Source organism: Intrasporangium mesophilum (assembly GCF_054783095.1).
This window is the reverse complement of sequence record NZ_BAAGRF010000029.1, coordinates 290,208-305,167: the sequence shown is the minus strand read 5'-3', so window position 1 is coordinate 305,167 and position 14,960 is coordinate 290,208. Positions and strand designations below refer to the sequence as shown.

At 71.1% G+C, this 14,960-nt stretch carries 10 protein-coding genes and 1 tRNA gene; 7 read left to right on the top strand and 4 right to left on the bottom strand.

The window, feature by feature from the left end:
• Window positions 1-94: 94 nt before the first annotated feature.
• From ACYVLP_RS21285 to ACYVLP_RS21275, 3 genes are read right to left on the bottom strand one after another with little or no spacing between them, the layout of a single operon-like run.
• Window positions 95-1,138, bottom strand: coding sequence for a cytochrome d ubiquinol oxidase subunit II (locus ACYVLP_RS21285; protein ID WP_460629310.1), 1,044 nt, complete (start codon window positions 1,136-1,138; stop codon window positions 95-97).
• Window positions 1,135-2,592, bottom strand: coding sequence for a cytochrome ubiquinol oxidase subunit I (locus ACYVLP_RS21280; protein ID WP_460629309.1), 1,458 nt, complete (start codon window positions 2,590-2,592; stop codon window positions 1,135-1,137). Before ACYVLP_RS21280 ends, ACYVLP_RS21285 begins: the two co-directional genes overlap by 4 nt.
• Before the next feature lie 22 nt (window positions 2,593-2,614).
• On the bottom strand, window positions 2,615-5,314 hold the full coding sequence (locus ACYVLP_RS21275; protein WP_460629308.1) for a LuxR C-terminal-related transcriptional regulator: 2,700 nt from the start codon (window positions 5,312-5,314) through the stop codon (window positions 2,615-2,617).
• 376 nt (window positions 5,315-5,690) lie between these two features.
• Here ACYVLP_RS21275 and ACYVLP_RS21270 point away from each other — a divergent pair, with 376 nt between their 5' ends.
• The 6 genes from ACYVLP_RS21270 (at window position 5,691) to ettA (ending at window position 12,602) form a co-directional block, all read left to right on the top strand.
• On the top strand, window positions 5,691-6,362 hold the full coding sequence (locus ACYVLP_RS21270; protein ID WP_460629307.1) for a hypothetical protein: 672 nt from the start codon (window positions 5,691-5,693) through the stop codon (window positions 6,360-6,362).
• Window positions 6,363-6,462: 100 nt separating this feature from the next.
• Window positions 6,463-6,535: transfer RNA gene (locus ACYVLP_RS21265), tRNA-Arg, on the top strand.
• A gap of 156 nt (window positions 6,536-6,691) precedes the next feature.
• Window positions 6,692-8,401 carry a dynamin family protein gene (locus ACYVLP_RS21260; RefSeq protein ID WP_460629306.1) on the top strand — a complete coding sequence of 570 codons (1,710 nt, stop codon included), beginning with the start codon at window positions 6,692-6,694 and terminating at the stop codon, window positions 8,399-8,401.
• Window positions 8,398-10,113: a GTPase gene (locus tag ACYVLP_RS21255; RefSeq protein WP_460629305.1), complete on the top strand. Its 1,716-nt coding sequence runs from the start codon at window positions 8,398-8,400 to the stop codon at window positions 10,111-10,113. Before ACYVLP_RS21260 ends, ACYVLP_RS21255 begins: the two co-directional genes overlap by 4 nt.
• A 135-nt stretch (window positions 10,114-10,248) precedes the next feature.
• Window positions 10,249-10,872 carry a single-stranded DNA-binding protein gene (locus tag ACYVLP_RS21250; protein ID WP_460629304.1) on the top strand — a complete coding sequence of 208 codons (624 nt, stop codon included), beginning with the start codon at window positions 10,249-10,251 and terminating at the stop codon, window positions 10,870-10,872.
• A gap of 47 nt (window positions 10,873-10,919) precedes the next feature.
• Window positions 10,920-12,602 (top strand): energy-dependent translational throttle protein EttA, encoded by a 1,683-nt coding sequence (gene ettA, locus ACYVLP_RS21245; RefSeq protein WP_460629303.1) that lies wholly within the window; start codon window positions 10,920-10,922, stop codon window positions 12,600-12,602.
• A gap of 159 nt (window positions 12,603-12,761) precedes the next feature.
• Here ettA and yczR read toward each other — a convergent pair whose 3' ends face one another.
• A complete protein-coding gene (gene yczR, locus ACYVLP_RS21240; protein ID WP_460629302.1) occupies window positions 12,762-14,195 on the bottom strand; it encodes a MocR-like transcription factor YczR in 1,434 nt (477 codons plus the stop codon).
• A gap of 61 nt (window positions 14,196-14,256) precedes the next feature.
• On the opposite strand from yczR, the gene yczE reads away from it, so the two are divergent.
• Entirely contained in the window at window positions 14,257-14,940 is a 684-nt protein-coding gene (gene yczE, locus ACYVLP_RS21235; protein ID WP_460629301.1) for a membrane protein YczE, read from the top strand.
• The last annotated feature ends 20 nt before the right edge of the window (window positions 14,941-14,960 follow it).

Here is a 14,960-nt window from a genome sequence, read left to right as displayed (position 1 = left end):
CCGTCGGGGAAGGCACCTGCCCTCCACCATCGAAGGTTTGCCTGCACAGGGGATCCCCCGCCGCAGATGAACGGGCCACCGCGGATGGGTGGACTCACTCACGCGGACCATCGACGGCCAGGTCGCTCTCGTCCTCCACGCCCTCCTCGGGAAGCAGGCCGCGTTGGTCCAGCAGGTACAGCACCACGAAGCCCGGCACGACGATCACCACGGCGGCCCCGGTGGCGACCAGCAGGGCTGTCAAGGTGCCCGTGGGTGCCGCGGCGTCGGCGAAGGTCAGCGTCTCGGGCAGGATGTAGGGCCACTGGGCCACGCCCCACCCGCCGATGATGCTGGCGACCGCGAGCGCAGCGAGCACCCGAGCGCCCCGGGTGGCCCGCCGGACGAGCAGTACGAGCGCGCCGGCGCCGCAGAGCACGGACAGGACGAGCAGCGGCAGCGCCCGCGACGTGAGCCCTTGGTAGACGTGCGGCGCCCGGTCGTGGGCGACGACGAGGCCGACGACGGCGAGCACACCGGCGACGCCGGCGGCCAGAACCGCGCGGCGTCGGAAATACGCCACGAGGGCCGCGTCCCCACCGCGCTGCGCCTCCCACACGAGGTACACCGAGGCCAGGTATGCCGCGAGCACCACCCCGAGCGCTCCGGTGACCAGTGACGTCGGGTTGAGCCAGCTCTGGACCGGGTCGCCCGCACGGCCGCCGGAGGGGACCTGTCCCGATGCGATGCCACCCGCGATCGCCCCCATGCAGAAGGGCACGAGCACCGAGGACAGGGCGAAGGCGCCTCCGAAGATCCGGCGGTATCGCGAAGAGACGACGGCCTTGCGGAAGGCGAAGCTCGCGCCGCGCAGCACTATCCCCAACGCCGCGATCGTGAGCGGCACGAACATCGTCAGCACGATGGACTGGTACGCCGAAGGGAAGCCGGACCACGTGACGACGAAGATGAAGATCAGCCAGACATGGTTCGCCTCCCACACGGGCCCGATCGACTGCTCGATCAGCGCCCGCGGCCGTTCGCCCCGCCGGGCGTCGCCCGCGGCCAGGTCCCAGAAGCCCGCGCCGAAGTCGGCACCCCCGAAGACGGCATACGCGACCAGGGCGACGAGCAGGACGACGGCGACGGCGGTGCTCACGGGACCGGCTCCGTCTCGGCCGCTGCTTCCGTCTCCGGGTCGGACGGACCGCGGATCGCCTTGGGCCCGTAGGGCGTGTCGTGGTCGACGAATCCACCGGCCCGACGGAACCGACGGCTCATCGTGCGCAGCACCAGGATCGTCGTCGTCCCGAGTGACAGGTAGAGGACCGCGATGGCCAGGAACGTGACCCACACCCCGCTGTTCGCCGTCGCGGCATCCTCGACCCGCATGAGGTTGTAGACGATCCACGGCTGGCGGCCGACCTCGGTGACGACCCAGCCGGCCTCGAGGGTCACCACGGCGAGGACGCCTGAAGCGGCCGCGACGCGCAGGAACCACCGGCTCGCCGGCATCCGTCGGCGGAAGAGCCAGGTCGCGCCGTACCAGAGCGACACGAGGAACAGGAGCGTCCCCAGGCCGACCATGACGTCCCATGCAAGATGCACGACGTTGGTCTCGCGAACAGTCGGGCGGTCGTCGGCCGGGACGCTGTCGAGGCCCTGCACGACGGTCGAGCGGCCGGTGCTCGGGTTCGACAGCCACGACGCGAGGCCCGGGATGGGGATGCCACCCGAGACCGTCCCGTCCTCGTTGAGGTGGCCCAGGAGCGTCTCGGGCACGTCCGAGCTCGTCGTCGGCACGAGCTCGATCGCCGCGAACTTCACCGGCTGGTTGTCGTAGACCCACCTGGCGAGCGCGTCTCCCACCCCCATCTGGACCGGGGTCATCACGGCGGCGACGGTGAAGGCGATGAGGAACCCGAGCCGGTGGTAGCGGTCGGTGCGGCCCCGGAGCATCGCCGCGGCATACACGGAGGCGACGAGGAAGCCTCCGACGAGGTATGCCGCCACGAGCATGTGGGCGGCCTGCAGCGGCATCGAGTCGTTGAAGATGACGCCGATCGGGTCGACGTCGACGACAGCGCCGCTCGCGTCGAGCGTGAACCCCGACGGCGCGTTCATCCACGCGTTCGCCGCGACGACCGAGACCGCGCCGAAGAGGCCCGCGAGCACGATGGGCACACCGGTCCAGAAGTGGGTCCAGGGCCGCAGCCGGCGCCAGCCGAAGATGTAGATCGCGACGAAGATCGCCTCGGTGAAGAAGAACAGGCCCTCGAACGCGAACGGCACCCCGAAGGCCTGCCCCCACGCCCCCATGAACTTCGGCCAGAGCAGCCCGAACTCGAAGCTCAGCACCGTCCCCGTGACAGCCCCGACCGCGAACGTCACCGCCATGTACTTCGACCAGCGTTGCGCGAGCAGCAGGGCAGCGCCGTCGCCGTGCTTGATGGCGCGGTAGTTGGCGACCAGGGTCATGAACGCCCAGGACACGCCGAGCGGGACGAGGATGATGTGGAAGGCCAGGGTGAAGGCCATCTGCGCGCGTGCCCACGGCACCGGGTCGACGGCGGTGATGAGGCTTGCGGTGGTGATCATGGTGGTGGAGATCATGGGTCGTCCATCTCGGTCGCGTTCAGACCAGGTCGAGCTCGCGGGCTCGGCGTACGGCCTCGTGGCGACGGGAGACCGAGAGCTTGCCGAGAATCCTGCGGATGTGGGTCCGCACGGTGTTGGCCGAGATGAACATCTCGGCAGCGATCTCCTCGGTGGTGAGCAGGTCCGAGAGATGACGAAGCACCTCGAGCTCGCGCTCCGAGAGATCCTCGACGACCGGTGCACGCTCCCGTCGGCGGCGCCGGTCCTGCGAGGTGGTGGTGTGGTTGGGCCGCAGCCAGTTCGCCTGCGAGCGCAAGGCCGGGTCGTCGCGGAGCAGGGCGCGGATCTCCGGTGATGCGTGCGTGAAGGGCCGGCGGCGCTGTTCCCCCTGCGCCCGAGCCAGCGCCGCCGCGACGGTGGACCGGCTGGCGCGCTGGTCTCCCCGGAGCCAGTCGATCCGTGCGGACTCGAGCATCGCGTTGACCTGAGGCGTCGCGGCGACCGTGCGCGAGTCTGGCTCGTCGAGGCCGGACGCCGGCGTGCCTCGGTCCGGGTGGAGCTCCGCCACCGAGGCGAGCAGACCCACCGCGGCAGCCTCCTCGTCGAAAGCGTCGCGCAGCCAGCCGACCCGCGAGTCGACGCCCTGAAGCAGGCGCCGCGCCCCAACGCCATCACCGTGGTCGCGCTTGAGCCGCACCCGCAACAGCAACGAAACCCATTGCAGCAGTGGGGGATCGACTCCATCGGTGAGCTGACCGACCCTGGCCAGCGCGTGAGCGGCGCGCGGCAGATCCTGTCTCTCGAGGGACACCCAGGCGCGTGCGAGCTCGAGCGCCGGGGGAGGAGCCGGGGCACCCGACCGCTCGACGCCAGACCCAGCCGCGTGCTTGGCGATCTGTTCAGCGGACCGTTCGGCGATCTGGTCGGAGACCCGGTCGGCGACCTGGTCAGCCGCGTCCGCAACCTCCTGCGCACGGGTGAGCCTCCCGAGGCACGCCTCGGCGAGGGAGAGCATCGACATGCAGCGGAGCGTGAGGTCGCCGCGGCCGCCCTCGGCCGCGGCGGACACGGCAGCCTCGAGCGCGACCGACGCCTCCTGGAGCCTGCCGGCGTGGGCGTATGCCGTCCCCTCCGAGCACCGCGCCAGTGCGGTCACGCTGGCGAGCCCGGGGGTGCTGTCCTCCGCGATCGTTGCCAGCAGGCTGTGCGCTCGGTCGGCCGCAGCCAGGGTCGCTTCATCGTCGCCGGCCAGCTCGCCGAGGCGAGCAGCAAGGACCGCGGCCCACACCCGCCCGCTGTCCTCCGCTTCCGAGTAGTGCGCCGGTAGCCCGCCCGACCGGCGCTCGCTGCTGGGCCGCTCGCCGACGTGCCTGGGGGCCGGGTACTCCTGGGCCAGGTGTTCTCGGGCGCGGTCGACGTCGCCCTGTGCCAGAGCCATCGCAGCGCGGACCACGGTGATCTCGGGACTGCCACCGGCCGGCATACCCGTGAGGCGATCCGCGACAGCGGCGCCCTGAGGCGCCCGAAGAAGCAGCCCGGCGAGGCCGTCGAGCCGTACCGTCCAGGCGGCCGCCCGCTCCCAGTCGCGGGCAGAGACGGCATGGTCGACGGCAGGGACCAGCTGCCCGGCGGCGCCGAACCAGTCCGAGGCAATGCGGTGCAGCTCGTCCTCCCGGCTCTCGCCGGTCGCCCGCCGCCGTGCATCGAGAAGGATTCGCAGGAGGGGGTGGAGCCGGTGGTGGCCGGGGCGGCTGCGGACGACCTGCACGAAGGCGTTGCGCCGCGCCAGGTCCCGCAGGCATGCCTCGGCATTGCGTTGCCCGCTCAGTGCGGCCGCCAGGTCGGGGGAGACCTCCTCGACGACGGCCACGCTCAGCAGCACGTCCTCCTCAGCCTCCGAGAGGGAGTCCAGCACCTCGGCGGCGAGATACTCCCCGGCGAACCGCTCCAACGTGGAGCCGTCGCCGTCGGGCTGCAGGGCCAGGGCGGCCATCCTCGCGCCCGCCGCCCAGCCCTCGGTCTGCACGAGCACGTCCCGGACCGTCTGGTCGCTGGCGTCCAGGTGATGCACCTCGAGCAGCGTCGTGAGCTCGCCGCTCGTGAACGCGAGGTCGTCCTGACCGAGCTCGGCAACAGTGCCTTCCAACCGGAAGCGGTGCAGCGGCATCGGTGGCTCCTGGCGGGTCGTCATGACCACCCGGAGGAGTCCGTCCGCTCCGTCGACAAGGGCCGCGAGGCCGGCGAAGACCTCCTTCCCGACGAGCCGGTCGGCAGCATCGATCACGAGGACGACCGTCCTGCCGAGGCGCAGCAGCTGGTCGGCCAGCAGGTCGGGATCGTCTGCCTCGTCGGCATCGACCGCGCTTTCCGCACGATCGACGAGCTCGCCCCGTGCGCCGATCCGGACCGCGTCACCTTCGGCGAGCGCCGACCACACATGCGACCAGAAGGCACGCGGGTCGCTGTCGCGCTCGCTGGCAGTCATCCACCCGAGGGGCGGCCGGGCGCTCCTGGCCCAGTGGGACACGAGGACCGTCTTGCCCGAGCCGGCCGGCGCGGACAGGACGGTCAGCGGCGCAGAGTCAACGGCGTCGGAGAGCATGTCGAGCAGCCGGTGTCTCTCCACCAGTGCCGCCGGCAGCGTCGGGACCCGGAACCGTCCCGACCGCCTCGGCGCACCGCGGTGCGGGACGGCCGGAGGCCCGGAAAGCGGCCCCATCCCCGAGTCGACTTTCATGGCTACCCCTGACCGTCGCTAGCAGATGTCTTCCATCCCGCGCGACAGCCCGCCAGCGCGACGTGAGGGAAGGTCGCCCTTCGATGGTCACCCGCTCGACCGCCGAGGTCAACGCCCCGACGCGATGGTGTGGGACCGGGACGACACACGGCGCCCTCGGGAGACAGCGACGTCCCCCGCATCTCGTGCCGTTCACCCCTGGCGGACACTCTGTCGAAACTACCGGGGCGCCTTGGACCAGTTGGCCGGAACCGCCGAAACCCATCCGCGAACAGCGCAAACATACGAGGGTGAACGCGATGCCAGCACACGAGTTCAGCGACGCCCGGACGAGGGCGACGTCAATGGGCACCACTTGAGGCGATGGGGCAGGACGATGAGCGACGAACCGACCCTCGAACCGGATACGCCGGTGCTCGAGGCCCGCTGGCCGATCCTGCTCGCCGTCATCGTCATCATGACGCTGACGGCCCTGCGACCAGCAGAGATCCGGGTGGCCGCCCCGTGGGTCCTTCCAGCGATCGAGCTGGTCTTCCTCGTCGCGCTGGTCCTGGCCCACCCCGCTCGGACCGGTCCGCGGGCGCGACCGCTGCGCATGATCTCGATCGTCGTCGTCGGACTCGTCGTGGTCGACACGCTCGCAGCCACGGTGCGCCTCATCAACGTCCTGGTCAACGGCGGGCAGGCGACGAACTCCGCAGAAGAGCTCCTGGCGGTCGGCGGCCTCATCTGGGTGTCCAACGTCATCGCCTTCGCGCTGCTCTACTGGCTCCTGGACAGCGGAGGTGCCGCAGTCCGGGCCGCAGCCGGCTCGCCGACCCCTGACCTGGCGTTCCCGCAGCACATGAACCCGGAGCTGGCGCCCGCTGGATGGCGACCCATGTTCGCCGACTACCTCTACCTGGGCCTCACGGCGTCCACGGCGTTCAGCCCTACGGACGTCATGCCGCTGGCCCGGTGGACCAAGCTCGCGATGGGCGCGCAGTCGCTCATCTCGCTGGCGGTTCTGGGCCTCGTCGTGGCGCGCGCCGTCAACGTCCTCACCTGATCGGGCCCGCGGTCGCCGTCCGGGCGACCGATGCCCTCCTGGCGCGCCGGGGCCGGCCCCCGGATGCCTATCATTGGACGGCGCCCGGATCGGGCGAACGGCCCCTGTAGCTCAGTGGATAGAGCAAGAGCCTTCTAATCTCTTGGTCGCAGGTTCGAGTCCTGCCGGGGGCGCTGCGCGACCGGGGTCCGGGGGTCGCGGAGTCCGACTGTCTCACGCCAGTCGGGAATGTTCCGGAGCCCCCATGCGTCAAGTCATCGAGTGGACACCGAGCGCACATGCCCGTCGTCCGGTTTGTCGCTGTCTGCGAGACAGGGAAGGATTGTGGCGTGGCAGGTGATTCAGGGGTGGGCGTCGCCCGTCTCCTCGCGACGGTCCAGGCCCTGCGGTCTGCCGTCGCCGAGACGACCCTCCCGCTGGACCTGCCCTCGGCAGGGTCGGCGCGCGCCACCCGCAGCCGTCTGCTCGACCAGCTCGACGACTACGTCATCCCGCGGCTCACTTCTCTCGACGCGCCCCTGCTCGCCGTCGTCGGCGGCTCCACCGGCGCAGGCAAGTCCACGCTCGTGAACTCGATCGTCGGCCGTGAGGTGACCCTGCCGGGCGTGCTGCGCCCCACGACGCGATCACCTGTCCTGATCCACCACCCCTCCGACTCCGCCTGGTTCTCCGGGCAGCGGATCCTGCCGCGCCTCGCTCGGATCACCGGCAGGCACTCGGCCTCCGACGGCCCGGGGGCCGTGCGTCTCGTGTCGACCGACTCCGTCACCGCCGGGCTGGCGCTCATCGACGCGCCCGACATCGACAGTGTCGTCGAGGCCAACCGCGAGCTCGCAGCGCAGCTCCTCGCCGCGGCCGACCTCTGGATCTTCGTCACGACGGCTGCGCGCTATGCAGACGCGGTCCCGTGGGAGATGCTGCGCGAGGCGTCAGAGCGCGGCACCGCGGTCGCCGTGGTGCTCGACAGGGTGCCGCCGGTCTCGGTTGACGAGATCCGCACCCACCTCGCATCGATGCTGCGCGAGCAGGGCCTCGGGCAGGCACCGATCTTCACCGTGCTCGAGTCCGAGCTCACGGACGGCCTGCTTCCCGCCGACCAGACCGAGCGGCTCACCGGCTGGCTCGCGGCCCTGGCGAGCGACGCCCAGGCACGGGCGGTTGTCGTCCGGCAGACGCTCGACGGCGCCCTCGGGTCCCTCGACGCGCGCACGGACGGCCTCGTCGACGCCTCGAAGGAGCAGACCGCGGCAGGTCACGCGCTCGTCGAGGCAGCCCGCACGGCATACGACGAGGCGACGGCCCGCGTCCAGGACGGCATGGTCGACGGCACCCTGCTGCGTGGCGAGGTGCTCGCGCGCTGGCAGGAGTTCGTCGGCACCGGTGAGTTCTTCCGGCACGTCGAGACGACGGTGTCGCGGATGCGCGACCGGTTCACCTCGTTCATCAAGGGCGAGCCCGCCCAGTCGGACCAGCTGGGGGAGGCCCTGCAGTCCGGGGTCGAGTCGCTCGTGGCCGACCAGGCCGAGCGGGCTGCCGGCTCAGCCGGACGCGCCTGGCGCACGCTGCCCGGCGGTGACCAGCTGCTCGCCGCCGATGCGTCGCTGCTGCGGTCCAGCGATGCCGCCACCGAGCACATCCAGCGTCTCGTACGCGACTGGCAGGGCGACATCCTCCAGATGGTGCGCGCGGAGGGCAAGGACCGGCGCACCACCGCCCGGATCATGGCCTATGGCGTCAACGGCCTCGGGGTGGTTCTCATGCTCGTGACCTTCGCGAGCACGGCGGGCATCACCGGCGCCGAGGTGGGCATCGCGGGTGGCACGGCCGTCGTCGGCCAGAAGCTGCTCGAGGCCGTGTTCGGCGACCAGGCCGTGCGCGACCTCGCCCGCAACGCGCGCGAGCGCCTGCTCGCACGCGTCGAGGACCTGTATGCCGCAGAGCTCGCACGATACGAAGGAGCAGTCACGACGTTGCAGGTCGACGACGAGCAGACCAAGGTCCTCGAGCACGCTGCGGCGGCCGTGAAGGCAGCACGATGAGCCCGATCCGCATGGGCCGGGCGACCGTCACGAAGGTCACGGCGGCCGAGCTCGGCACTCGCACGACCGCCCTGTCGATGGCGTTGCTGGCGGGCTCCGACGAGCTCGACCCCGTCGGGGTGGGCTTGGCCCGGCGTGCGGTCGACAAGGCGGTCGAGCGGTCGAGCATCGCCGGTGAGCACACCGTGGTCGCCCTGGCCGGCGCAACCGGGAGCGGCAAGTCGTCGCTGTTCAACGCGCTAGTCGGCGCCGAGGTCGCCACGATCGGCGCGCGGAGACCCACCACGGCGAAGCCGACGGCGGCGATCTGGGGAGACAGCGATGCGAGCGAGCTGCTCGACTGGCTCCGCATCGACGCGCGGCACGGGGTCGAGTCCGAGCGGCGCCCTGGCGCAGGCCCAGAGCCGGAGGGCGACGGGGCCAAGGCCCACGAGGTCGTCGGCTCCCTCGACGGGCTCGTCCTGCTCGACCTTCCCGACTTCGACTCTAGAGAGCTGGAGCACCGGCGCGAGGCGGAGCGGGTGCTCGAGCTGGTCGATGTCTTCGTCTGGGTCACCGACCCGCAGAAGTACGCCGACGCGAAGCTGCACGACGAGTTCGTCAGCCTCATGTCGCACCATGACGCCGTGACGCTCGGCGTGCTCAACCAGAGTGACCGTCTCCCCGAGGCAGCGGTGCCGACGCTCTCCGAGGACCTGGCGCGGCTCCTCGTCGCCGACGGCGTCCGGGACGCGAAGGTGCTCGTCACCTCGACGGTCACCGGCAAGGGGATCACCGAGCTGACCCAGCGGCTTGCGAATGCCGTTGCGGGACATGCCGCTTCGCGGCAGCGGCTCAAGTCCGACGTGGTCACGGTCGCCTCGCGCCTCCGTCGCGACGTCGCCGACAGCGAGCCGGTCGTCGCCGAGCTCAAGCGGGACGACCTCGACGCGGCCCTTGCGCGTGCTGCCGGGGTGCCGATCGTTCTCGACGCCGTCGCCCGCGACTACCAGCGCGAGGCGTTCGCCCGCACCGGGTTCCTCTTCGCCCGCTGGACCAGGGCCTTCACCGTGAAGCCGCTGCGCCGGCTCAGGCTCGACGGGAGCGGAGGCCGGACACCCATTCCGGTCGACATCGAGGGCGCCGACGTCCGCGCGGTGCTCGGCCGGTCCTCGATCCCCGCGCCGAGTGCATCGGCGGTGTCCGCAGTCGACCTCGCGACGCGGCGGTTCGTCCGGGACGCCACGACGCCGCTGCCCCCACGGTGGCAGCAGGCGGTCGAGGAGACGGTCGAGGGTGGTGAGGTCGACCTCAGCGATGCGCTCGACCGGGCGATGATGAGCACCTCCCTGCGCGCGCGGCGGCCGGTCTGGTGGTTCGTCGTCGACGTGCTTCAGTGGGCTGCCGGGCTCGCCGCCGTCGCCGGGCTGGCGTGGTACGTCTTCTTGTGGGTGACCGGCCTGCTGCAGCTGCCGCGGCCAGAGGTGCCGACCGTGTGGGTCCTGCCGGCCCCGCTCGTCCTGCTCGCCGGTGGGGTGCTCGCCGGCCTGGTCCTCGGCGCCCTGTCGCGCTGGTGGGCCCGGGTCGGTGCGCGGCGCCGCAGGTCGACCATCGGCAGGCGCCTCACCGAGGCGGTGGCCACGGTCGCCGACCAGCGCGTCCTCATCCCCATCGACGAGGTGCTTGTCCGGCATCGCGAGACGCGCGAGCAGCTCGACGCGGCGGCAGCCTGACGGTCGTCCACATCCCCTGAGGCCACAGGGGGCTCGTCCACAGCCGTGCGCCTGTCGGTGTCGTCAGACGCCGCGGCGCCCGAGGGTGGTTCTGGCGGAACACCGCCCGCGGACCACCCTGGAGGAGCTAAACCCATGAACGAGACCCGAATCACCGTCCACGGCAACGTCGTCAGCGAGCCGGTCGAGCGCCAGGGGCGCAACGGCTCGGTCTTCACGACGTTCCGGGTCGCCACGACGCCCTACCGCCGGCTGCCTGACGGCCGCTTCATCGACGGCGACACGAGCTTCTACTCCGTGATCGCCTTCAACGCCCTGGCCGCCAATGTCGCCGCCGTTGTCAGGAAGGGGCACCCGGTGGTCATCGAGGGCAAGCTGGCGATCAAGCAGTACGTCGACGGCGATGGGCTGACCCGGACCTCACCGGAGATCGACGCCGACCACGTCGGCCACGACCTGTCGTGGGGGCGCTCGCGGTTCGAGCGGGTGAGCAAGGCCGCGGCCCTCGGCCACGACCGCACGGCCGACCCGCAGGTGCGCGCCGAGATGCTGGCCATGACGGAGTCGGCCGACAACCAGCAGCGCCCGCCGCATGTCGACGCCAACGGCGTCGTGAGCAATGACTACGACCCAGGTCCGGGCCTCGCCGGACCCGACGACGCCGTGGTCGAGGCCGACGCGGGCACAGGCGGGCCGGCCGACGGTCTGGGCGACCCCGAGACCGACGACTACGAGGTGGTCGACAGGGCGTCGGCCTGACCGGGCCGATTCGGTCGCGGGGTGCGGCGACGGATAGCCTTCAGGGCATGGCCGAGTACATCTACACCATGACCCGTGCCCGCAAGGCGCACAACGAGAAGGTCATCCTCGACGACGTCTCGATGTCGTTCTACCCGGGCGCCAAGATCGGCATGGTCGGTCCCAACGGTGCCGGCAAGTCGACGATCCTCAAGATCATGGCCGGACTCGACCAGCCGTCCAACGGTGAGGCACGCCTCGCGCCGGGGGCCTCCGTCGGCATCCTCCTGCAGGAGCCGCCGCTGAACGAGGAGAAGACGGTCCTCGGCAACGTCGAGGAGGGCGCAGGCGCGATCAAGGCCAAGCTCGACCGGTACAACGAGATCTCCGTCGAGATGGCCAACCCGGACGCGGACTACGACTCCCTGCTGGCCGAGATGGGCAAGCTGCAGGAAGACATCGACCACGCGGACGCCTGGGACCTCGACAGCCAGCTCGAGCAGGCGATGGACGCGCTCCGCTGCCCGCCCGGGGACTCCCCGGTTGCGAACCTCTCCGGTGGCGAGCGCCGCCGGGTCGCGCTGTGCAAGCTGCTGCTGCAGAAGCCCGATCTCCTGCTGCTCGACGAGCCCACCAACCACCTCGACGCGGAGTCGGTGCAGTGGCTGGAGCAGCACCTCGAGTCGTACCCGGGCGCGGTCATCGCCGTCACCCACGACCGGTACTTCCTCGACAACGTCGCGCAGTGGATCGCCGAGGTCGACCGTGGTCGGCTCTACCCCTACGAGGGCAACTACTCGACCTACCTCGAGAAGAAGTCCGAGCGGCTGCAGGTCCAGGGCAAGAAGGACGCCAAGCTCCAGAGGCGCCTCAAGTCCGAGCTGGAGTGGGTGCGCAGCAACGCCAAGGGCCGGCAGGCCAAGAGCAAGGCCCGACTCGCCCGCTACGAGGAGATGGCGGCAGAGGCCGAGCGCACCCGCAAGCTCGACTTCGAGGAGATCCAGATCCCGCCCGGTCCGAGGCTGGGGTCCACGGTCATCGAGGTCAAGGACCTCCGCAAGGGCTTCGGCGACCGCCTCCTCATCGACGGCCTCTCGTTCTCCCTGCCGCGCAACGGGATCGTCGGTGTCATCGGCCCCAACGGCGTCGGCAAGTCGACGCTGTTCAAGACCATCGTCGGGGTGGAGCAGCCGGACGCGGGTGAGGTCAGGATCGGCGAGACGGTCAAGATCTCGTACGTCGACCAGGCCCGTGAGGGGCTCGACCCGAAGAAGAACCTCTGGGAGCTCGTCTCCGACGGCCTCGACCACATCAAGGTCGGCCAGGTCGAGATCCCGTCCCGCGCCTACGTGTCGCAGTTCGGGTTCAAGGGCCCCGACCAGCAGAAGCTCTCGGGCGTCCTGTCCGGCGGTGAGCGCAACCGTCTCAATCTCGCGCTCACGCTCAAGCAGGGCGGCAACCTGCTCCTGCTCGACGAGCCGACCAACGACCTCGACGTCGAGACTCTCGGATCGCTGGAGAACGCTCTGCTGGAGTTCCCCGGCTGTGCGGTGGTCATCTCTCACGACCGGTGGTTCCTCGACCGGGTTGCGACGCACATCCTCGCCTACGAGGGTGACGACGAGAACCCTGCGAAGTGGTACTGGTTCGAGGGCAACTTCGAGTCCTACGAGGCCAACAAGGTCGAGCGCCTCGGGCCTGAGGCCGCGCGCCCGCACCGTGTCACCTATCGCAAGCTGACCCGCGACTGAACGGCCGCCGCGCGACTCAGCGTCTGCGCGACCGGGCTGCCGCGTGACCGGGCTGCCGCGTGACCGGGGTGCCCTGTGCGAGTGCCCACTCGACCGATCGAGTCGAGTGGGCACCTCCATGGGCGGTACTCGCCGCGTTGTCGGCGTGCTGATGGGTCGCTATGCGATGAGCGGGGTCAACGGCTCGCTCGTCGAGCGGCTGCCCAGTGCCAGCTGCCAGGCCTCGGCGAGCCTGCGACCCACGTCGTCGCACTCGTCAGCGGGCACGGAGTAGGGCACCCGGACGAACCGGTCCATCCCGCCTCCCACCCCGAACTGGGTTCCGCGCGCCAGCCGCAGGCCGACCGACTCGGCAGCCCGCGACAGCGCGTCGCCACGTTCGACCGGCAGCTCGCACCACAGCGTCAGACCGCCGGCGGGCACCGTGAAGCCCCAGTCCGGCACATGGGTGCGTAGGGCGGTGACCATGGCGTCCCGACGGGTGCGGGCCTCGGCTCGTCGGTCGTCGAGAACCGCATGGCCCGCGCGAAGGAGCTCCACGAGGACCAGCTGCTCGAGCACGGCAGTTCCGAGGTCGAGGCTGTGCCTCGCCTCCAGGACCGGTGACACGAGATCGCGCGGTGCTCGGACCCAACCGACGCGCAGCCCGCCCCAGAACGTCTTGCCCGCGCTGCCGAGGGTGATGGCCGACGCCGAGGTGGTGGCGAACGGCGCCGGAGGCGTGACATCCAGTCCCAGCTCGACGAAGGTCTCGTCGATGATGGGCTGGGTGCGGGTGCGCTTGAGCACGTCGGCCACCGCACGGCGCTCATCGGCTCCCATGAGGCGACCGGTCGGGTTCTGGAAGTCGGGCACGAGATAGGCCATCCGCGCCGCGCCCTGCCGGAGCGCGAGCTCGAGCGACTCGGGCTCCCAGCCGAGCGGGTCGATGGGGTACGCGACCGGTCGCAGTCCCGACCGGCGAACGCCGACAAGGGCGTTCGGGTAGGTGGGCGACTCGAGCAGCACCCGGTCCCCGGGGTCCAGCACGGCCCGGAGCACCGAGGAGAGTCCCGCGTGGGCGCCGCAGGTGATGACGATGTGGTCGGGGTCCGTCGTCAGGCCGCGGGACTCGTACCAGTCCGCCAGCGCCTGTCGGGCCTCGGGCAGGCCGTGGGGGTCGTAGCCGGCCGATGCGAGGTACCGCGGGAGCTTGGCCATGGCCCGCTCGTAGGCACCGGTCACGCCCGACGCGGCCGGCAGTGCGGCATACGTCAGGTCGACGACGTCCTCGGGCAGTGCCGTGGGCATCAGCCCGGCGCTCGACAGGGCCAGGCCGCTCGGACCGGCGGGCAGCGCGGCAACGCTTCCGGACCCGCGGCGCGTGACGACGAAGCCTTCGGCGCGGAGCGTCTCGAAGGCACCACCGACGGTCGTCCGGCTGAGGCCGAGCTCGGCCATGAGCGTGCGCTCGCTCGGTAGGCGGGTGCCGACCAGCACGCGGCCGTCGCAGACGAGCCGCCGGATCCCGTCCGCAAGGGACCGGTAGGCGGGCCGGGCGAGCGGCTCCCCACCGAGGAGGAGGGCCAGCGACCGGGCCGAGATGGTGCGCATGGGTCCACTGTCGCACGATTGGCTCTCAAAAAGGAGACCAGTTCCGATCACGCTGGACCCTATGAGACGTCAGGTCGCCTTGCAGAACCTCACCCCAGGCCAACAGGTGCGCGCCGGCCGGCTGCCGCGCCGCCTGGCGCAGCTGCTCGTCGGCCTGACCCTCTACGGCATCTCCATGGCGATGATGGTCCGCTCGACCCTTGGCCTCGATCCCTGGGACGTCCTGCACGCCGGTATCGCGGCCCACGTGCCGCTCAGCTTCGGTCAGGTCACGATCGTCGTGGGTGCGCTCGTGCTGCTGCTCTGGGTGCCGCTGCGCCAGTGGCCCGGCCTCGGGACCGTCGCCAACGTCGTCGTCATCGGCCTGGCCGCCGATGCGGGGCTGGCGCTGATCCCGGCGCCCGAGTCGCTGTGGACGCGGGTGCCCCTGCTCGTCGTGGGCATCGTCCTCAACGGCATCGCAGGCGGCCTCTACATCGGCAGCCAGCTCGGTCCGGGCCCGCGCGATGGGCTGATGACCGGGTTCGCCCGACGGACCGGGCTCTCGATCCGCTTGGTGCGCACGACGATCGAGGTCGTCGTCCTCGCGGTCGGCTGGCTCCTCGGCGGCCCCGTCGGGCTCGGCACCGTCCTCTACGCAGTGACCATCGGGCCGCTCGTGCAGTTCTTCCTGCCACGCCTGACCGTTGACCTGACGCCCGCCGAGACGGCGTCCGGGCGTCTGGAGCCCTCGACAGTCCCATGACATCGCGTGGAGGATCGAGT